Origin of the sequence: Mesorhizobium sp. CA13 (assembly GCF_020165235.1) — a bacterium.
Taxonomy (GTDB): Bacteria; Pseudomonadota; Alphaproteobacteria; order Rhizobiales; family Rhizobiaceae; genus Mesorhizobium.
On record NZ_JAIUHS010000005.1, the window covers coordinates 345704 to 362833 of the forward strand.

The window sequence follows — 17130 nt, forward strand, 5'->3', positions numbered from 1 at the left end:
AGGGTTTTCAACCGGTCTCTATGCGCGCCTGACCGGAGCGTCAACGAGCGCGGCGCTTTTTCCTTGCAGCGCAGGCAACGCATTCCTACCTTCGCAGCCCTTATCGAGGAGTTGTTGAATGCCGACCCCGCATGAAGCGCTGATCTACCTGATGGTCATCACCTCCGCCTCCGACCGCGACATGACGGATGTCGAGCTGGCGCGGATCGGCGAGGTCGTGCGCTCATGGCCGGTGTTCGAGGATTTCGACCACGACCGTCTGGTTGGTGTCGCCCAGGCCTGCCAGAAGAAGCTGCATGAAAAGGGCGGGCTGGACGGTGTTCTGGCAGGCGTGGCCGAGGCCCTGCCGGAGCGCCTGCGAGACACCGCTTATGCGGCCGCCTTCGAGGTCGCGGCCGTCGATCTCGAAATGCGGATGGAGGAGGTGCGGGTGCTCCAGCTCATTCGCCTCAAGCTCGATCTCGACACGCTAACCGTCGCGGCGATCGCCCGCGCGGCCAAGGCGCGCTTGCGCACGCTGACCTGAGCGCAAAACTCAAGCCGATCGGAAGAAACTGAGCGGGACCGGATCAGAAAAAGCTGACCGGGACCGGATCAGAAGAAACTGACCGGGAAATAGCGCAGGTAGAACTCGGCGAACGTGCCTTTCAGCGAAATCTCTTGCAGCGCGTAGTCGAGAGCGGCGGCCAGCGCCGGGTCATCGGATCGGGCGGCGATGGCCATGCCCGAACCCAGATATTCCGGCGCCAGATAAGGTCCGCCGGCAAAGCGGCAGCAGCCGGCCGCATCCGAACCGCCCAGCCAGAAGGCGAAACGCATGCCGTCGCCGAAGGCGGCGTCGATCTTGCCGGCCTTGAGGTTGGCGTAGAGGTCTTCCGGCCTGTCGAAGGTGACGACCTGAACGGTATTGAAATAATCGCGCAGCATGCGCTCATGCGCCGAGCCTGATATCACGCCGACACGCTTGCCGCGCAGCCTGGCGAACAGCGGCTCGGTCAGCGCCTCGCCCTTCGGCATGATGAAGCGCGCCGGAAATTGCAGGTAGGAGCGCGAGAAGGCGTATGTCTGGCGTGACTGCGGCGTCGCGGCGATGCCGGCGATGATCGCTTCGCCTTCGCCTTTCTCAAGCGCTCCTTCGAGCTCGGCCCAGGGCAATGCCTGGATCTGACATTTGTCGACGATGCCGAGCTCGGCGCAGATGGCGCGCGCCAGGTCGATATGGAAACCGGACAGCTTTCCCGTGCCGTCCAGGAAGTTGAAGGGCGGGAAATCGGTTGTGGTCAGGAACCGCAGCCGCGGCAGTGCGGAGAGGTCCGGTTTCGGCAGCCGCTCCTTGGCATCCCACAGCACCGGCACCTGCGGCTCGGCCACGTGCGCGCCTTCACCCAACGCCAGCGACGCGATCAGCATCGACGCAAGGACGAGGGACCTCCGCTGGAACGCCATGATTAACTTCCACCGCACCTGTGTTCGCATCGGTTCTGGTACGAAAATAGTACAGGCACAATGCTTTTTGATTTCAACGCGTCGATTTCAGGATATGCTTTAGCAGGTTTGCAAACAGCGGTGGCTGCCCTGGTGGGGGACCAGGGTCGAGAACCACAACCACAAGGCAACGCTTTGCAATCCCTGGTCGGTGGCGAAGTGCCAACAAGGCACGGATCATCGATTTCAACGAGGCAACATGGGGTTGATGTTGCGATGGGTCAGTTCGATCGCACGCTGGAATATATAGATCATCTGCAGCATGCCGGAACGGCGGCTGCGGTTTGCGAGAGGCTGTTGGGCATAACGTCGGATTTTGGCCTGACCGCTCTGATGGCGGGCACCGTGCCGCAACCGGGCACGCCGACCGGCCAGCAAAAGCAGCATGTGCTGCTTTGCGACTGGCCTGTCGAATGGCTGGAGCGCTACGTGGCGCGCAACTATGTCGATCACGACCCGATCGTCAGCCACATGAAACAGTTGCAGGCGCCGTTCCAGTGGAGGGAAGCGGCCCAGGGCGTTAGCATCGACAGAAGCAGCGGCGAAGTGATGGGCGACGCCGTCGTGTTCAAGCTGCGCGACGGGCTGGCCTTCCCGCTCATCACGCTCGACGGCCAGATCGTCATGGTGTCACTGGGCGGCGAGGCCGTGGAACTGTCCGCCGCCGAGTTCGGTCTGGTGTCGCTGGTGTCGACCTATGCGGTGGGCCGGGCCATGCAACTCCACACGAAGGCCAGCAAGACCATCGATAACGTCGAGCTGACGCCGCGCGAACGCGAATGCCTGCAATGGGCCGCCGTCGGCAAGTCCGAATGGGAGATTTCGCAAATCCTCGGTATCTCCGAACACACGTCGGAGAAACACCTCCTTAACGCCAAAAGCAAACTCGGCGCCGTCAACCGCGTACAGGCAGTCGCTGAAGCGATAAGGCGCGGCTATATTAGTTAGGTCGGCCGGGTCGGCCTAGAAATTCCTGCCTACGTGATCGCGTAATTTTCTTGCGAGGGCACGGCCGTATCTTCCTCTTGAACAGGAGACGGCAAAATGATTTTTTCCCTTACAACAAAAGAACTGATGGAACATCCCGATCTGTGGGAGGCCGTGCATCGGCTGCGCTACAGGATTTTTGTCGAGGAAATGGGGTGGGAGGACCTGCGGCGCCCCGATGGCTTCGAGATCGACCAGTTCGATCATGACGAAGCGGTGCATCAGATCGTCATCAGAGGCAACGAGGTCGCGGGCTATCAGAGGATGTTGCCGACCACGCGGCCGCATCTCTTGACCGAGGTGCTGGCCGATCTTTCCGTGGGAACGCCGCCATCGGGTCCGAACATCTGGGAACTGACCCGCTATGCGGTCGCCCCCGGCTTTCGCGACGGCCGCCGAGGCGTCTCGACCGTCGGTACCGAGCTCATTGCCGGCTTCGTCGAGTGGGGGCTGAAGCGCGGCGTCGACAAGGTGATCATCGAGTTCGAGCCGATGTGGGTGCTGCGCGCGCTGCAGCTGCATTTCCTGGCCACGCCGCTGGGCTATCAGCGGACCTATGGCAACCAACAAGTCGTCGCGACGCTGCTCACCTTCAACGAGCACACGCTGGATGTTGTGCGTTCGCGCCGCAATCACCACGCTCCCGTTCTGGCCAGGGGATATCCCGATATGTTCGGGCAAAGGCGGGCGTCATGAGATCGGAAACGGCTATGAGCCCGCACCCGCAACCCGAACTGCGCAACCACACGCTGATCGTCACGGTATCGTCGACCGACGGCCGGCCGGTGCTCGACAGAAGGGCCTATGAGAGCCTGGCAAGGACATTTCATGAAGCCGCCGACAATGACGATGTGCGTGTCGTCGTGCTGCGGGGCCTGTCGGGCTGCTTCTGCCTCGGCGGCGATTTTTCCGAATTCCTCGACGCCACCAAGCACCAGAAGCTGATCGCCGCCGTCACCGACATGTTCCGCACGCTGGCGACATTCCCTAAACCCATACTGGCCTGTGTCGACGGCGATGCGGTCGGCGTCGGCTGCACCATCCTGTTCCATTGCGACATGGTGATCGCGTCCGCCGAAAGCACGTTCCGGGTGCCGTTCGTCGATTTCGGCCTTGTGCCGGATGCCGCGACCAGCATCCTGGCGCCGCAGAAGCTCGGCTATGCCGGCGCCTTCCGCTTTTTCTGCCTCGGCGACACGCTGCGCGCCGACGACGCCAGGGCGCTCGGCCTGGTCGCCGAGATCGTCTCCGAAGGCAGCGTCGAGGAGGCAACCCTCGGCCGGGCAAGGCAGCTCGCCAGGAAACCGGTCGCCGCGTTGCTGCAGACGCGCGGCCTGCTCAAGGGGAACCCCGCGGAACTTTGCGAACGCATCGATCAGGAGATTTCGCTGTTCCAGCAGGCGCTGCAGGACGACACCACGCTGCGGCGGCTGCAGCGGATTGCCCGGTTGGCGGCCTGAGCGTCGCGCCGAAGGCGTTGCGCCACGCGGTGCACTGCCGCGTGGCGCAGGCACCGTCAGTCCTGTTTTGCCAGGAATGACGGGCCTTCGCCGATGATTTTCTTGTCTTCCTTGCCGATGATGTCGAGGTCGCGGCGGTCATAAGGCAGCGACAGGAGGATGCGCCGCATCACCGCCAGCCGCGCGCGGCGCTTGTCGTTGGCCCGCACGATGATCCACGGAGCGAATTCCTTGTGGGTGCGCTCGAACATGGTATCGCGCGACCGGGTGTAATCGTCCCACTTGGTGATGCCGGCAATGTCGATCGGCGAAAACTTCCAGCTCTTCAGCGGGCTGTGGCGGCGATCGTGAAATCGCTCGAGCTGCGTTTCCCGGCCGATGTTCAGCCAGAATTTGAAGAAGTGGATGCCGTCATTGACGATCATCCTTTCGAAGTGCGGCGTCTCGTCGAGAAACTTTTCGTGCTGTTCGGGCGTGCAGAAGCCCATCACCGGTTCGACGCCGGCGCGGTTGTACCAGGAACGGTCGAACGTGACGAATTCGCCCGCGGTCGGGAAATGGTCCGCATAACGCTGGTAGTACCATTGCCCCAACTCGGTCGGCGTCGGCTTGGTCAGCGCCACGTTGCGTGCCGTGCGCGGGTTGAGGTATTGGCGCAGGACGAAAATCGTGCCGCCCTTCCCGGCCGCGTCGCGGCCCTCGAACAGCGCCACCATCCGCTTGCCTGTCGACAGCAGCCACGCCTGCGCCTTGACCAGCTCGATCTGCAATGCCTCGAGCGTCTCGTCGTACTCGTCGCTTTTCATCTTCTTGTCGTAGGGATAGCCCCCCGCGGTCAGCTTGCGTTCCTCGACCCAGTCCGGCAGTGCCGGATTCTCGATGTCGAACTCCCGCTCCTTGCCGTCGATCCTGAGCTTCAGCGGCCCCGGGGTCGGCGCGGCGGTGTTTTCCTTGGCTTTTTTCATCGAGACGAACCTTTCCAGCTTACGGACTCGTGCTATTGAGCCATTGCAGTGCCGCGCGCCGCTTCAGACGCAAAGGGCGCTGCACTTTTGGATTTTGCGCATGATCCTTTCCGAAAATCGATTCTGATTTTTCGGCGTCATGCGCTAGGCCGGTCCAGCGAAATTGCCGGACCGGGAGCGGGGCGCAGGCGCGAATGGCTGACCAGGGCGCAGACGAGAAGGGTATGGCGCAAGCGCTTGCCGCGCGGCTGTGGAACAGCCGGTGGTTGCTGGTCGCCGGTCTTGTCGCGGTCATGGCGGTTTATGCCTTTGCGGGCATTTCCGCCTATGTGCTGCTGCCGGCCCTGGCTTTGCTGCTGGTGGCGGCGATGATGCCGGCTGGAGCCACGCGCCAGCCCGGCGAAAGCGGCGCGGCGATCGAGGCCATCGGCCTGCAACGCCTGTCCGGCGAATATCTGGCGGCGGCCGTCGCCGACCCCTTGATCATCTTCGACCATGCCGCGGCGATCGTCCATGCCAATGCGGCCGCCTTCGCCGCCTTTGGCGGCATCGCCCCGGGCGTATCGCTGTCGCTGAAATTCCGGGCGCCCGAAATGCAGGCTCTTCTGGACGGCGTGCTGTCGGGCGAGGTCGCATCGGATGTCATCGACTACACCGAGAGGCTGCCGGTCGAGCGGACTTACCGGGTCAGTGCCTCCTCGGTCGGCCACGGCACTGATCTCTACGTGATGGTGTTCAAGGACCAGAGCGAAGCGCGCCGCATCGACCGCATGCGCGCAGATTTCATCGCCAATGCCAGCCACGAATTGCGCACGCCGCTCGCCTCGATATCCGGTTTCATCGAAACGTTGCGCGGACCGGCCCGCAACGATCCGGCGGCGCGCGAACAGTTCCTGCAGATCATGCAGAACCAGACAGGCCGCATGGCACGCCTGATCGATGACCTTTTGTCGCTGTCGCGGCTGGAGATGAAGCCCTATCTGCGGCCGGGGACCGAGGTCGATCTACGCCAGACCGTCGACAGCGTCGTCGATTCGCTGGCCCCGCTGGCGCGGGAAAACGGCGTCGTCATCGAGCGGGATTTCGCCGACGGCCCTCTCGACGTGCCGGGCGACCGCGACGAACTGTTCCAGGTCTTCGAGAACCTTCTGGAAAACGCCTGCAAATATGGCCAGTCGGGCGGCCGCGTGGTGGTGTCGATCGCGCGCGGCGACGCCGAGGGCGAAGCGGGCATCGACGTGACGATCAGGGACTTTGGCCCTGGCATTCCCGAGGAGCACATTCCGCGCATCACGGAACGCTTCTATCGCGTCGACGTCGAGAGCAGTCGAACCCAGAAGGGTACGGGCCTTGGCCTGTCGATCGTCAAGCATATCCTGACGCGCCACAACGCCAGGCTCTCGATCAAGTCCGAAGTCGGCAAGGGCGCCGCCTTCTCGGTCCATTTGCCGGCGGCCTGAGCCGCCCTAGTTTCCAAGGTGCCATTTCTTTTTTCTGTCATCCGGTTAGCGTATCAGCGGGGATTCGAGGAAACGACTCAAAATCAGATCATCCGTGGGAAGGCATCCGGTCATGCAGTCCGTGCACATAGTCAGCGCCTATGACGAGGAGCTGAAAGATCTGTCGAAGCGCATCGCCGCCATGGGCGGACATGCCGAACGCATGGTCGAACAGGCGATCTCCGCCCTGGTCAACGCCGATCCCGGCCTTGCCCAGAAGGTGATCCGCGACGACGCCGTCCTCGACGAAGGCCAGCGCGAAATCGACGACAGGGCAATCATCATCATCGCCAGGCGCCAGCCGATGGCGACGGATTTGCGCGAGATCGTCGGCGCAATCCGCATCTCGGCCGATCTCGAGCGGGTCGGCGATCTCGGCAAGAATGTCGCCAAGCGTGTGGTGGCGGTTGCCGACGGGCGCCAGCCGACCAGCCTGTTCCGCGGCCTCGAAGCCCTGGCCGACCTGGCGTTGACCCAACTCAAGGAAGTGCTCGACGTCTACGCCTCGCGCTCGGTTGAAAGGATCGGCTTCGTACGTGACCGCGACGACCAGATCGACGCCATGTACACGTCGCTGTTTCGCGAATTGCTGACCTACATGATGGAAGATCCGCGCAACATCACGCCTTGCACGCATCTGCTGTTCTGCGCCAAGAACATCGAGCGCATCGGTGACCATGCCACCAACATTGCCGAGACGATCTACTATATCGTCACCGGCGACCAGATGCCTGCCGAGCGGCCGAAGGGCGACAAGACGGACAAGATCGGCCTTTCCGCAACGCAGCCGGTCAAGTGAACGCACTTTCTCTCGAACGCTTGGTCGTATTGCGCTAGAATATCCCTGAGGCAAGCCTGCTGGTTCCCCAGGAAAGGCAGTGCTTCGGGAGGCTGCGATGGAATATGTCCGGGGTTTCAAGCCCGCGCCGCCGACATCGGCCGTCATCGCCTCCAGCGTCTACACAGCCGGGCGCCGCATCGCCGACATCCCGATCGAGGAAGCCGGCGAATGGGCCAGGAAAGCGGGCCACGTCGTGTGGATCGGGCTGCTTGAACCCGATCGCGAGCTTCTGCTGCGCGTCCAGGCGCAATTTCATCTGCATGAGCTCGCGATCGAGGATGCCGAGCATCCGCACCAGCGGCCGAAGATCGAGCAGTATGGCGATGCGCTGTTCATCGTCGCCCGCACCGCGCAGCTGATCGAGGGCCGCGTCACCTTCGGCGAGACGCATCTGTTCGTGGGCAGCGGCTACATCGTCAGCGTCAGGCACGGCCCTTCGACATCCTATGCTGTCGTGCGCCAGCACTGGGAAAGCTGCCCGCATTCACTGGCCAAGGGCGAGGATTTCGTCCTCTATGCCATTCTTGATTTCATCGTCGACAACTACATGCCGGTGCTCGAGCAGATCGAGGATGAGGTCGAGGCAATCGAGGACCGGGTCCTGCTGAAGCCGATGAGCGGCCCCGATATCGAACGCCTTTATATGCTGCGCCGCGATCTGTTGCGGCTGCGCAATGCCGCACTGCCGCTGGTGGAGGTCTGCCGCCGGCTGACCAGCGCCGACCTGCCGCAGATCCATTCAGCCATGCACCCGCTGTTTCGCGACGTGACCGACCATATCCGCACCGTCCAGGAAAAGATCGACAGCTTGCGAGAAGTGCTGGCCTTCGCCTTCGAGGCGAGCCTGCTGGTGGGCCAGAGCCAGGAAACGGCGATCTCGAAAAAGCTCGCCTCATGGGCGGCAATCCTGGCTGTGCCGACAGCCTTCGCGGGCATATACGGCATGAATTTCAGCGACATGCCGGAACTGAAAATGGAATACGGCTACCCGATGGTGCTGCTGGCGATCGCGCTGATCTGCAGCTTCCTCTACTGGCGGTTTCGCAAGAATGGATGGCTGTGAGAGTAGGGCAGTAGGGCAGTAGGGCAGTAGGGCAGTAGGGCAGTAGGGCAGTAGGTTAAGAGAACGCTCGCGAGCGCACATCCTGCCCTACTGCCTTACTCCCTTATCTATTCCGCCGCCGCTCCGCCGCCGGCTGGAAAGCCACACGGGCGTGATATTTGCAGTACGGCCCGGTTTCGGCGGCTTCGTTGCCGCAGAAATTGAAGTCCTCCGACAGCGGATCGCCGTTCGGCCATTTGCAGGTGCGCTCGGTGAGTTCGGTGAGCTGGAGGTGCCGCGAGATCGGCACCACCACATTCTCGACCGGGCGGATATAGTGGCGGGCCACCGGCTCGGCATCGAACTGCGCCTGCAGCGCCGTTGCTCCGATCGACGTCGTGACGTGGCGGGTCGCACTCGCGGCGCGCGACACCGATTTCTGCGCGCCCGACCCTTGCGCCGTCTTCTTTTGGCGTGCCGGCGCCGCCGTGGCGCGCCCGCGGCCCGACAATTTCAGCCGGTGCACCTTGCCGATGACCGCATTGCGGCTGACCCCTCCAAGCTGGGCAGCAATCTGGCTTGCGCTCAGACCCTCCGACCACAGTTTCCTGAGAAGTTCGACCCGCTCGTCAGTCCAATTCATGACCGCGCTCCTGCTAAGCGTACGGCAATCGGAATCCATTCCCGGCCCAGCACCACTGCTGGGGCAGACACCACATATATCTGGTGATTAGGTCCGCCGCACGAAATCTAGTTATTCCCCGACTACAACTACCTTATGCGCTGACTCGGTGACAAGAGTCCGAAGTGCAACACGAATCGGTTTTTTCGGTTTTCCCCAACTTGCCAGCTCACTTATGAGCCGGCGTCCCGTCGGGAGGCTTGCCGCGCGCCACTACGCGACGTTTTCGTTGACTTCATGGCTGAAAAACCCGATAAGCCGCAAAGGCCGCCGCTTTGGCGGCTTTTTTGATTTTCCGGTTCCGGAGACGCATATAATGAGCGGTTCGGCGCTTTTCGAGACCTTTGCTCGCGCACCCCTGGCCTTCGACCATGGGGAAGGCACTTGGCTGGTTACCGACAAGGGCGAGCGATATCTCGATTTTGCCGGCGGCATAGCCGTCAATTCGCTGGGTCACGGCCATCCGCATCTGGTTGCGGCGCTCACCGAGCAGGCTGCCAAGCTCTGGCACGTCTCCAACCTCTACGAGATCCCGGGGCAGAACCGGCTCGGCGAGCGGCTGGTCGATGCCACCTTCGCCGACAAGGTGTTCTTCACCAATTCGGGCGCCGAGGCGCTTGAATGCGCGATCAAGACGGCGCGGCGCTACCATTTCGTCAAGGGGCATCCCGAGCGCTTCCGCGTCATCACTTTCGAGGGTGCCTTCCATGGCCGCACGCTGGCGACCATCGCGGCCGGCGGCCAGTACAAATATCTCGAAGGGTTCGGCCCCAAGGTCGAGGGTTTCGACCAGGTCGGCTTCGACGATGTCGACGCCGCCGAAAAAGCGATCACGCCGGAAACCGCGGCCATCCTGATCGAGCCGGTGCAGGGCGAGGGCGGTATCCGCCCGGTGCCGACACAGTCGCTGAAGCGGTTGCGGCAGCTCTGCGACCAGCACGGCCTGCTGTTGATCTACGATGAGGTCCAGTGCGGCATCGGCCGCACCGGCAAGCTGTTCGCGCATGAATGGTCGGGGGTCGCTCCCGACATCATGGCCATCGCCAAGGGCATTGGCGGCGGCTTCCCGATGGGCGCCTGCCTTGCCACCGACGAGGCGGCTGTCGGCATGACCGCGGGCGTCCACGGCACTACGTTCGGCGGCAACCCGCTGGCCATGGCGGTCGGCAATGCCGTGCTCGACGTGGTGCTGGAGGAGGGCTTCCTGGCGGATGTGCAGCGCAAGGCGCTGTTGTTGAAGCAAGGGCTGGCGGGGGTGGCCGACGAATTCCCCGAGGTCATCGAGGACATCAGGGGCACGGGGCTGATGCTGGGCCTCAAATGCGCCATGCCCAACGGCAAGGTGAACATGGCGCTGCGCGACCAGCATCTGCTCGCGGTTCCGGCCGGCGACAACGTCATTCGCCTGCTGCCGCCGCTCACCGTCACGGACAGCGAGATCCATGAAGCGCTCGAGCGCATTCGCGCCGGCGCCAAGGCCCTGTCCGAGGCCATCGCCGCTGAAGCCGCGAAGTAAATTCGAAAGCTCCTGATGTCACTTCGTCATTTCACCGACCTCTCCGCCGTTTCCGAAGGCGACCTGCGCTCCATGCTGACCGACGCAGTGGAGCGCAAGGCGCGCCTCAAGGCGGGCGACCGCTCGAAACCGCTCGAAGGCAAGGTGCTGGCGATGATCTTCGACAAGCCGTCGACGCGCACGCGCGTCTCCTTCGATGTCGGCATGCGTCAGCTTGGCGGCGAGACCATCATGCTGACCGGCACCGAGATGCAGCTCGGCCGCTCCGAGACCATCGCCGACACAGCCAAGGTTCTGTCGCGCTATGTCGATGCCATCATGATCCGCACCACCTCGCATGAGCGGCTGCTGGAGCTGACCGAGAATGCGACCATCCCGGTGATCAACGGGCTCACCGACGATACCCATCCTTGCCAGCTGATGGCCGACATCATGACCTTCGAGGAGCATCGCGGTCCGGTCGCCGGCAAGACCATCGCCTGGACCGGCGACGGCAACAACGTGCTGCATTCGCTGCTGGAAGCCTCGGCGCGGTTCCGCTTCAACCTCAACGTCGCGGTGCCCGAAGGCAGCGAGCCGGCGCAGAAGCATGTCGACTGGTCAAAGGCTCATGGCGGCAAGCTCTCCTTTACCCGCTCGCCAGAGGAAGCCGTCGACCAGGCCGACTGCGTCGTCACCGACTGCTGGGTATCGATGGGCCAGGAGCACCGCGCCCGCGGTCACAACGTGTTTTCGCCCTACCAGGTCAACGCCAAGCTGATGGCCAAGGCAAAGCCCGACGCGCTGTTCATGCATTGTCTGCCGGCGCATCGCGGCGAGGAAGTGACGGACGAGGTCATCGACGGTCCGCATTCGGTGGTCTTCGACGAGGCCGAGAACCGGCTTCACGCCCAGAAGGCCGTGCTTGCCTGGTGTCTTGGGGCCTGAAGTGGACTTGAAGTGTCTTGGCGCTTGACGTGCCGGGGAACTTGATCTCCGGAGGCGCGATGCCTATCTGCGCGGCATCACGCAAATCAAGCGCGTTTAGACGCATGCTCCCCAAAGGGCGGCATGGCCGCGCCCTGGAGCTTTGTCATGCTGGAAACCCATCAAGTGGCTGAACATCACCCCAAACTCGGCGAATTCGGTTACGCCGGCGATGATCACGTCGTGCCCTTCGAGGTCGGCCCGCTCGATGTGCGCGGCCGCACCGTTCAGCTCGGGCCGATGCTTGATGCGATCCTTGGCCGCCATGATTATCCCGAGCCGGTGGCCCGGCTGCTGGCGGAAGCCTGTGTGCTGACGGTGCTGCTAGGCACCTCGCTCAAGTTCGAGGGCAAGTTCATCCTGCAGACCCGCACCGACGGGCCTGTCGACATGCTGGTCGCGGATTTTTCCACGCCCTCGGCGCTGCGTGCCTATGCGCGCTTCGATGCCGACCGGCTGGAGGCGCTAATTGCGGCCGGCGAGACCTCGCAGCAAACGCTGCTCGGCAACGGTGTGCTGGCGCTGACCATAGATCAAGGTGCTCACACGCAGCGCTACCAGGGCATCGTCCAGCTCGACGGCGAGACCCTGGAAGAGGCCGCGCGCACCTATTTCCGCCAGTCGGAGCAGATCCCGACCGATCTCCGGCTTTCCGTCGCCAAGCTTTTGACGCCCGGCCCCGGCGGCGCGCGCGAGCAGTGGCGGGCGGGGGGCATCCTGGCGCAGTTCCTGCCGCAGGCCTCCGAGCGCATGCGCGTTCCTGACCTGCCCGGCGGGGATGGCGATCCGCGCGAGGAGATCCACAATCCCACAGACAATTCCTGGCAGGAATTGCTGGCGCTGCTCGGCACCATCGAGCCGACCGAACTGATCGATCCGACCATCGGCGCCGAGCGGCTGCTCTACCGTCTGTTCCACGAGCATGGCGTGCGCGTCTTCGGCGGCGTTCCCGTCGCCGATCAGTGCTCATGCTCCCGCGACAAGATCCGCGGCATCCTCGAGGGCTTCTCCGCGCAGGAGATCAAGGACAGCACCGAGGACGGCGGCATCCACGTCGCCTGCGAGTTCTGCTCGACGCAATATGACTTCGACCCGGCCGAGTTTGCGGCGCAGTGAAGTGCTTCCTTCTCCCCGTCACTATACGGGGAGAAGGTGCCGGCAGGCGGATGAGGGGCAGCGCTGAGTTCGGCGTTAGGGCAGTCTTCATTCGGTGCGCGAGATAGATCTCCAGAGTCGGCGCCGGCCCTCATTGTCCTGCCGGACATTTCTCCCCGTATAGTGACGGGGAGAAGGAGGCTGTCGCCGCCGCTTTCGCTAATTCACCGTTCGCCTCGTCCCTGGCATATCCAGCGAAAACGCCGGGATGGCGATGTCGAATGTCTCGCCCCGCTCGTTGCGCATGGTGTAGTGGCCGACCATGATCCCCGACGGCGTCGAGAGCGGACAGCCCGACGTGTATTGGTAGCTGTCGCCGGGATTGAGTTCGGGCTGGTCGCCGACCACGCCGGCGCCTCGCACTTCCTCGACCCGGCCCGCGCCGTCGGTTATGTGCCAATAGCGCGACAACAGCTGCACGAATTCGTCGGACTGGTTGTCGATCGTTATCTGGTAGCCCCAGACATAGCGGTTTTCCGTAGGATCCGAGCGATCCTCGAGATAGAACGGCCTGACCTGCACTTCGATGTTGCGCGTGACGGCGCGGTACATGAGCGGCTCCAAAACACATCCGTGTGGAACATTCGACGCTCTTTGCGGTTCGATCAACCGTGCGCGTCCGAGTTGCCACCTCGAGGGGGCAAGTGCCGACAAACAATGTCATTTGAGTGACACATGACAATGATGGTGTGCGCCAGCAATGCCGGGCGACTCGGGCGCTCTGTCGAACTGTCGAAAACGGCGGCCCAGCGGGCCGGTTTTTCTGGAGTAACCGGATATCGATGGAACTCGCTCTCATAACCGGCTCGCTTTCGATCGCTCTCATCGCCTCAAATCTCGCCAGCATCCTGCTCGCCTGCTCGCGCCTGAAACGGCGCGCCGCCATCGCGCCGCCGGCCGGCAAGCCGCTGCCTGTGTCGATCGTCATCCCGGCGCGCGGCGTCGAGCCGTTTACCCATGAGACGCTTGAGCGCGCTTTCTCGCTCGACTGGCCGCGCTACGAACTGATCTTCTGTGTCGCCCATGCCGACGACCCCGCGGTCAAGCCGATCCGGGCCGCCATCGCCCGCTTTCCAGCCGTACCGGCACGCCTGCTCACCGGCGACGACCGCATCAGCGCCAACCCGAAACTGAACAATTGCGTCAAGGGCTGGGAGGCTGCGCGCCACGACTGGGTCATTCTCGCCGATTCCAACGTGCTGATGCCGAAAGACTACGTCCAGCACCTGATGGCGGCATGGCGGCGGGACACCGGCCTGGTTTGCTCCACGCCGATCGGTTCACGCCCTGACGGTTTCTGGGCAGAAGTCGAATGCGCCTTCCTCAACACGCTGCAGGCGCGCTGGCAATATGCCGGCGAGGCGCTTGGCCTCGGCTTTGCCCAGGGCAAAAGCATGTTGTGGAACAAGCAGATGCTCGACGCCAATGGCGGCATCCGTGCGCTCGCCGCCGAGATCGCGGAGGATGCCGCGTCGACCAAACTGGTCAACAGGCTGTGCCTGCGCGTCAATCTCGTCGCTTCGCCGTTCGAGCAGCCGCTCGGGCGGCGCATGCCGGGTGAGATCTGGTCGCGCCAGGCCCGCTGGGCGCGCCTGCGCCGCGTCACCTTTCCGCTGTTCTTCGCACCCGAGATCCTGACCGGCGTGGCGGCCCCGCTCGTGCTGGCGCTGATCGCCGCGGCCAGCGCCGGCGTCAGCCTGCCCATGACAGCGCTTTGCGTGCTGGCGCTCGCCTACCTGCCGGAATGCATGCTCGCCTCGGCAAAGGGCTGGTATCTGTCGCCGCGCATGGTCACCGCGATGATTGCACGCGACCTGATGTTGCCCGCGATCTGGGTGCGCGGTTGGCTGGGCGGGGCCGTCGACTGGCGCGGCAACGCCATGACCATCGGCACCAAGGCGGCCGAGCTCGAAGAGACGCCGTCGCGCGCTTGATGTCGGCGGTTGAGGTCGCCCTCTATTTGGCGGCCTTCAACGCCTGCGCGATGTCGTCCAGCAGGTCGTCGGTATCTTCCAGCCCGACCGACAGCCTGAGCGTGCCGGGTCCGATGCCGAGCTCGGCGCGCGCTTCGTCGCTGAGGTTCTTGTGCGTCGTCGTCGCCGGATGGGTGATCAGGCTTTTGGCGTCGCCGAGATTGTTCGAGATCAGCACGATGTCGAGCGCATTCTGCAAGGCGAAGGCACCCTGCTTGCCGCCCTTGACGTCAAAGCAGATCAGGGTGGAGCCGCCCGACATCTGCTTCTTGACGATATCGGCCTGCGGATGGTCGGCGCGGCCGGGATAGATGACGCGGGCGATCTCCGGCTGCTCGGCCAGGAAATCGGCGATCTTGCCGGCGCTTTCCGTCTGCTGGCGCACGCGCAGCGGCAGCGTTTCCAGGCCCTTGAGCAGCGTCCAGGCGTTGAACGGCGACAGGCTGGGGCCGGTATGGCGGAAATAATCGTGCAGGTTCTCGTCGATCCACTTCTTGTCCGACAGGATGACGCCGCCGAGACAGCGGCCCTGGCCATCGATGTGCTTGGTCGCCGAATAGACCACGACATGCGCGCCGAGCTGCAACGGCTTCTGCTGCAGCGGCGTGGCGAAGACATTGTCCACGACCAGCCGCGCGCCGATCGAATTGGCAAGCGAAGCGACGGCGGATATGTCCACCACCTCAAGCGTCGGGTTGGTCGGGCTTTCCAGGAAAAACAGCTTGGTGTTGGGCCGCACCGCCTTTTCCCAGTTGGCGATGTCGGTGCCGTCGACCAGCGTCGCCTCGATGCCGTAACGCGGCGCCAGCGTCTCGACCACCCAGCGGCAGGAGCCGAACAGCGCGCGCGCCGCAACGATATGGTCGCCGGCTTTGACGCTGCACAGGAGTGCCGCCGTCACCGCCGCCATGCCGGACGCGGTGGCGCGCGCGTCCTCGGCGCCTTCGAGCGCGCACATGCGCTTCTCGAACATGTCTACGGTCGGATTGGCGTAGCGCGAATAGATGAAGCCCGGTTGCTCCCCCTTGAAGCGGGCTTCGGCGGCTTGGGCCGTCTCATAGACATAGCCCTGGGTCAGGTATATCGCCTCGGAAGTTTCACCGAAGCCGGAACGCAGGGTCCCGCCATGCACGAGTGCGGTCTGAGGCTTCCAGTTGCGCGTCTTGCTCGTCATCGTCCTATCCAAACACAAAAAAACCGGCCGCGAAAAAGTCGCAACCGGTCCATACAGCCTTGCGGCCCGACGGTCCTTTAGCGACTTGTTTAACGTGGCTGCAAGCCGACCGGCCAAATCACCACGGGATAACGACCCTTTAGACCCGCGTCACGCTTGCGTCAATTGCCGGCTTCATTAAGAGACTTGTACCAGCAGAGCGGAGCCAGACTTTGCGGCAGACAGGAATTCTTCCCGATCAGGACATTGCGGCGCTGTTCCAGTCCGGCGCGCTGAAGTCGTCGCGTGCGCTCGATGCCGACCAGATCCAGCCGGCCAGCCTTGATCTGAGGCTCGGCGACAAGGCGTGGCGGGTGCGCGCGTCCTTCCTGCCGGGTCCCAATCATAAGGTCAGTGAAAAACTCGACCGGCTGAAGCTGCATGAGATCAGCCTGGCCGACGGCGCTGTTCTGGAAACCGGTTGCGTCTACATCGTGCCCCTGCTCGAAAGCCTGGCGCTGCCGGCGGAAATTTCGGCGTCCGCCAATCCCAAGAGCTCGACCGGGCGGCTCGATATCTTCACCCGCGTGATGACCGATCGCGGCCACGAGTTCGACAAGATCGCCGCCGGCTATCACGGTCCGCTCTATCTTGAAGTCAGCCCACGCACCTTTCCGATCGTCGTACGCGCCGGCTCGCGCCTTTCGCAGATACGCTTCCGCACCGGCAATGCGCTGCTCTCGGAAGCAGAGTTGCATCAATTGCACCGGGCCGAAATGCTGGTCGCCACCGAACCGCCGAACATCTCCGGCGGCGGCATCGCATTGTCGATCGATCTCAACGGCGACAGTGACGGGCTGGTCGGCTATCGCGGCAAGCACCATACCGGCCTCGTCGATGTCGACAAGCGCGCGGCGCAGGAGATCGTCGACTTCTGGGAGCCGATCCACAAGAGCGGCGCCGGCGAGCTGGTGCTCGATCCGGACGAGTTCTACATCCTCGTCAGCCAGGAAGCGGTGCATGTGCCGCCGCTCTACGCGGCCGAAATGACGCCCTTCGATCCCCTGGTGGGCGAGTTCCGTGTCCACTATGCCGGCTTCTTCGATCCGGGCTTCGGCCACTCGGCGGCCGGCGGCACCGGCAGCCGCGCCGTGCTCGAAGTGCGCAGCCATGAGGTGCCGTTCATCCTCGATCATGGCCAGATCGTCGGCCGGCTGGTCTACGAGCATATGCTGAAGCGGCCGCAGGCGCTTTACGGCACCGAGCTCGGCTCCAACTACCAGGCGCAGGGCCTGAAGCTGTCCAAGCACTTTCGCGCCGCGTCCTGAACGCTCATCACCGTCAGGCAAGATACTTGCCTGCGCCGGCCCGCCATGCTTGGCTGCCTCGCCGGCCGCCGACGTGGC

General features: G+C 63.5%; 17 protein-coding genes and 1 riboswitch. Of the genes, 12 read left to right on the plus strand and 5 right to left on the minus strand.

The genetic code is table 11. The annotated features are described in order from the left end of the window. Window positions 1-118: 118 nt before the first annotated feature. On the plus strand, window positions 119-526 hold the full coding sequence (locus LB566_RS15195) for a tellurite resistance TerB family protein (protein ID WP_224624983.1): 408 nt from the start codon (window positions 119-121) through the stop codon (window positions 524-526). Window positions 527-594: 68 nt separating this feature from the next. On the opposite strand, the gene LB566_RS15200 is transcribed toward LB566_RS15195, so the two are convergent. After that, complete coding sequence (locus LB566_RS15200) at window positions 595-1446, minus strand: transporter substrate-binding domain-containing protein (protein ID WP_224624984.1); 852 nt, start codon at window positions 1444-1446, stop codon at window positions 595-597. Window positions 1447-1506: 60 nt separating this feature from the next. On the opposite strand from LB566_RS15200, the gene LB566_RS15205 reads away from it, so the two are divergent. The 3 genes from LB566_RS15205 (at window position 1507) to LB566_RS15215 (ending at window position 3932) form a co-directional block, all read left to right on the plus strand. Continuing rightward, window positions 1507-2433: a helix-turn-helix transcriptional regulator gene (locus LB566_RS15205; RefSeq protein ID WP_224624985.1), complete on the plus strand. Its 927-nt coding sequence runs from the start codon at window positions 1507-1509 to the stop codon at window positions 2431-2433. A gap of 96 nt (window positions 2434-2529) precedes the next feature. After that, window positions 2530-3168, plus strand: coding sequence for an acyl-homoserine-lactone synthase (locus tag LB566_RS15210; RefSeq protein WP_140496654.1), 639 nt, complete (start codon window positions 2530-2532; stop codon window positions 3166-3168). Continuing rightward, window positions 3165-3932 carry an enoyl-CoA hydratase-related protein gene (locus LB566_RS15215; protein WP_224624986.1) on the plus strand — a complete coding sequence of 256 codons (768 nt, stop codon included), beginning with the start codon at window positions 3165-3167 and terminating at the stop codon, window positions 3930-3932. The genes LB566_RS15210 and LB566_RS15215 overlap by 4 nt, the downstream gene beginning before the upstream one ends. A gap of 56 nt (window positions 3933-3988) precedes the next feature. Here LB566_RS15215 and ppk2 read toward each other — a convergent pair whose 3' ends face one another. Further along, on the minus strand, window positions 3989-4897 hold the full coding sequence (gene ppk2 / locus LB566_RS15220) for a polyphosphate kinase 2 (protein ID WP_224624987.1): 909 nt from the start codon (window positions 4895-4897) through the stop codon (window positions 3989-3991). A 194-nt stretch (window positions 4898-5091) separates the two neighbouring features. Between ppk2 and LB566_RS15225 the strand changes: the two genes are divergently transcribed. The 3 genes from LB566_RS15225 (at window position 5092) to LB566_RS15235 (ending at window position 8300) form a co-directional block, all read left to right on the plus strand. Beyond that, window positions 5092-6357: an ATP-binding protein gene (locus LB566_RS15225; protein ID WP_224624988.1), complete on the plus strand. Its 1266-nt coding sequence runs from the start codon at window positions 5092-5094 to the stop codon at window positions 6355-6357. A 112-nt stretch (window positions 6358-6469) separates the two neighbouring features. Further along, window positions 6470-7195: a phosphate signaling complex protein PhoU gene (gene phoU / locus LB566_RS15230; RefSeq protein ID WP_140550037.1), complete on the plus strand. Its 726-nt coding sequence runs from the start codon at window positions 6470-6472 to the stop codon at window positions 7193-7195. Window positions 7196-7292: 97 nt separating this feature from the next. Continuing rightward, window positions 7293-8300, plus strand: coding sequence for a magnesium and cobalt transport protein CorA (locus LB566_RS15235; protein ID WP_224624989.1), 1008 nt, complete (start codon window positions 7293-7295; stop codon window positions 8298-8300). A gap of 103 nt (window positions 8301-8403) precedes the next feature. Here LB566_RS15235 and LB566_RS15240 read toward each other — a convergent pair whose 3' ends face one another. Next, a complete protein-coding gene (locus LB566_RS15240; RefSeq protein WP_140550035.1) occupies window positions 8404-8922 on the minus strand; it encodes a GcrA family cell cycle regulator in 519 nt (172 codons plus the stop codon). 355 nt (window positions 8923-9277) lie between these two features. Between LB566_RS15240 and LB566_RS15245 the strand changes: the two genes are divergently transcribed. The 3 genes from LB566_RS15245 (at window position 9278) to LB566_RS15255 (ending at window position 12559) form a co-directional block, all read left to right on the plus strand. After that, window positions 9278-10477: an aspartate aminotransferase family protein gene (locus LB566_RS15245; protein WP_224624990.1), complete on the plus strand. Its 1200-nt coding sequence runs from the start codon at window positions 9278-9280 to the stop codon at window positions 10475-10477. 15 nt (window positions 10478-10492) lie between these two features. Further along, on the plus strand, window positions 10493-11404 hold the full coding sequence (gene argF / locus LB566_RS15250) for an ornithine carbamoyltransferase (RefSeq protein ID WP_224624991.1): 912 nt from the start codon (window positions 10493-10495) through the stop codon (window positions 11402-11404). A gap of 123 nt (window positions 11405-11527) precedes the next feature. Beyond that, window positions 11528-12559 (plus strand): Hsp33 family molecular chaperone, encoded by a 1032-nt coding sequence (locus tag LB566_RS15255; RefSeq protein WP_224624992.1) that lies wholly within the window; start codon window positions 11528-11530, stop codon window positions 12557-12559. A gap of 198 nt (window positions 12560-12757) precedes the next feature. On the opposite strand, the gene apaG is transcribed toward LB566_RS15255, so the two are convergent. After that, window positions 12758-13150, minus strand: coding sequence for a Co2+/Mg2+ efflux protein ApaG (gene apaG / locus LB566_RS15260; protein ID WP_224624993.1), 393 nt, complete (start codon window positions 13148-13150; stop codon window positions 12758-12760). A gap of 230 nt (window positions 13151-13380) precedes the next feature. Here apaG and LB566_RS15265 point away from each other — a divergent pair, with 230 nt between their 5' ends. After that, window positions 13381-14532: a ceramide glucosyltransferase gene (locus tag LB566_RS15265; protein WP_224624994.1), complete on the plus strand. Its 1152-nt coding sequence runs from the start codon at window positions 13381-13383 to the stop codon at window positions 14530-14532. Window positions 14533-14554: 22 nt separating this feature from the next. Here LB566_RS15265 and LB566_RS15270 read toward each other — a convergent pair whose 3' ends face one another. After that, complete coding sequence (locus LB566_RS15270) at window positions 14555-15745, minus strand: O-succinylhomoserine sulfhydrylase (RefSeq protein WP_224624995.1); 1191 nt, start codon at window positions 15743-15745, stop codon at window positions 14555-14557. Window positions 15746-15802: 57 nt separating this feature from the next. Continuing rightward, a riboswitch (SAM riboswitch) is annotated at window positions 15803-15880 on the minus strand. 77 nt (window positions 15881-15957) lie between these two features. Between LB566_RS15270 and LB566_RS15275 the strand changes: the two genes are divergently transcribed. Next, a complete protein-coding gene (locus LB566_RS15275) occupies window positions 15958-17052 on the plus strand; it encodes a 2'-deoxycytidine 5'-triphosphate deaminase (RefSeq protein ID WP_224624996.1) in 1095 nt (364 codons plus the stop codon). The last annotated feature ends 78 nt before the right edge of the window (window positions 17053-17130 follow it).

Excerpts from the sequence above, each read along its gene's own strand:
- LB566_RS15270 (WP_224624995.1), bottom strand. The coding sequence starts at position 15,745 with ATGACGAGCAAGACGCGCAACTGGAAGCCTCAGACCGCACTCGTGCAT.
- phoU (WP_140550037.1), top strand. The coding sequence starts at position 6,470 with ATGCAGTCCGTGCACATAGTCAGCGCCTATGACGAGGAGCTGAAAGAT.
- apaG (WP_224624993.1), bottom strand. The coding sequence starts at position 13,150 with ATGTACCGCGCCGTCACGCGCAACATCGAAGTGCAGGTCAGGCCGTTC.
- LB566_RS15200 (WP_224624984.1), bottom strand. The coding sequence starts at position 1,446 with ATGGCGTTCCAGCGGAGGTCCCTCGTCCTTGCGTCGATGCTGATCGCG.
- LB566_RS15235 (WP_224624989.1), top strand. The coding sequence starts at position 7,293 with ATGGAATATGTCCGGGGTTTCAAGCCCGCGCCGCCGACATCGGCCGTC.
- LB566_RS15240 (WP_140550035.1), bottom strand. The coding sequence starts at position 8,922 with ATGAATTGGACTGACGAGCGGGTCGAACTTCTCAGGAAACTGTGGTCG.
- LB566_RS15265 (WP_224624994.1), top strand. The coding sequence starts at position 13,381 with ATGGAACTCGCTCTCATAACCGGCTCGCTTTCGATCGCTCTCATCGCC.
- ppk2 (WP_224624987.1), bottom strand. The coding sequence starts at position 4,897 with ATGAAAAAAGCCAAGGAAAACACCGCCGCGCCGACCCCGGGGCCGCTG.
- argF (WP_224624991.1), top strand. The coding sequence starts at position 10,493 with ATGTCACTTCGTCATTTCACCGACCTCTCCGCCGTTTCCGAAGGCGAC.
- LB566_RS15225 (WP_224624988.1), top strand. The coding sequence starts at position 5,092 with ATGGCTGACCAGGGCGCAGACGAGAAGGGTATGGCGCAAGCGCTTGCC.
- LB566_RS15210 (WP_140496654.1), top strand. The coding sequence starts at position 2,530 with ATGATTTTTTCCCTTACAACAAAAGAACTGATGGAACATCCCGATCTG.
- LB566_RS15195 (WP_224624983.1), top strand. The coding sequence starts at position 119 with ATGCCGACCCCGCATGAAGCGCTGATCTACCTGATGGTCATCACCTCC.
- LB566_RS15255 (WP_224624992.1), top strand. The coding sequence starts at position 11,528 with ATGGCCGCGCCCTGGAGCTTTGTCATGCTGGAAACCCATCAAGTGGCT.
- LB566_RS15205 (WP_224624985.1), top strand. The coding sequence starts at position 1,507 with ATGCTTTTTGATTTCAACGCGTCGATTTCAGGATATGCTTTAGCAGGT.
- LB566_RS15245 (WP_224624990.1), top strand. The coding sequence starts at position 9,278 with ATGAGCGGTTCGGCGCTTTTCGAGACCTTTGCTCGCGCACCCCTGGCC.
- LB566_RS15215 (WP_224624986.1), top strand. The coding sequence starts at position 3,165 with ATGAGATCGGAAACGGCTATGAGCCCGCACCCGCAACCCGAACTGCGC.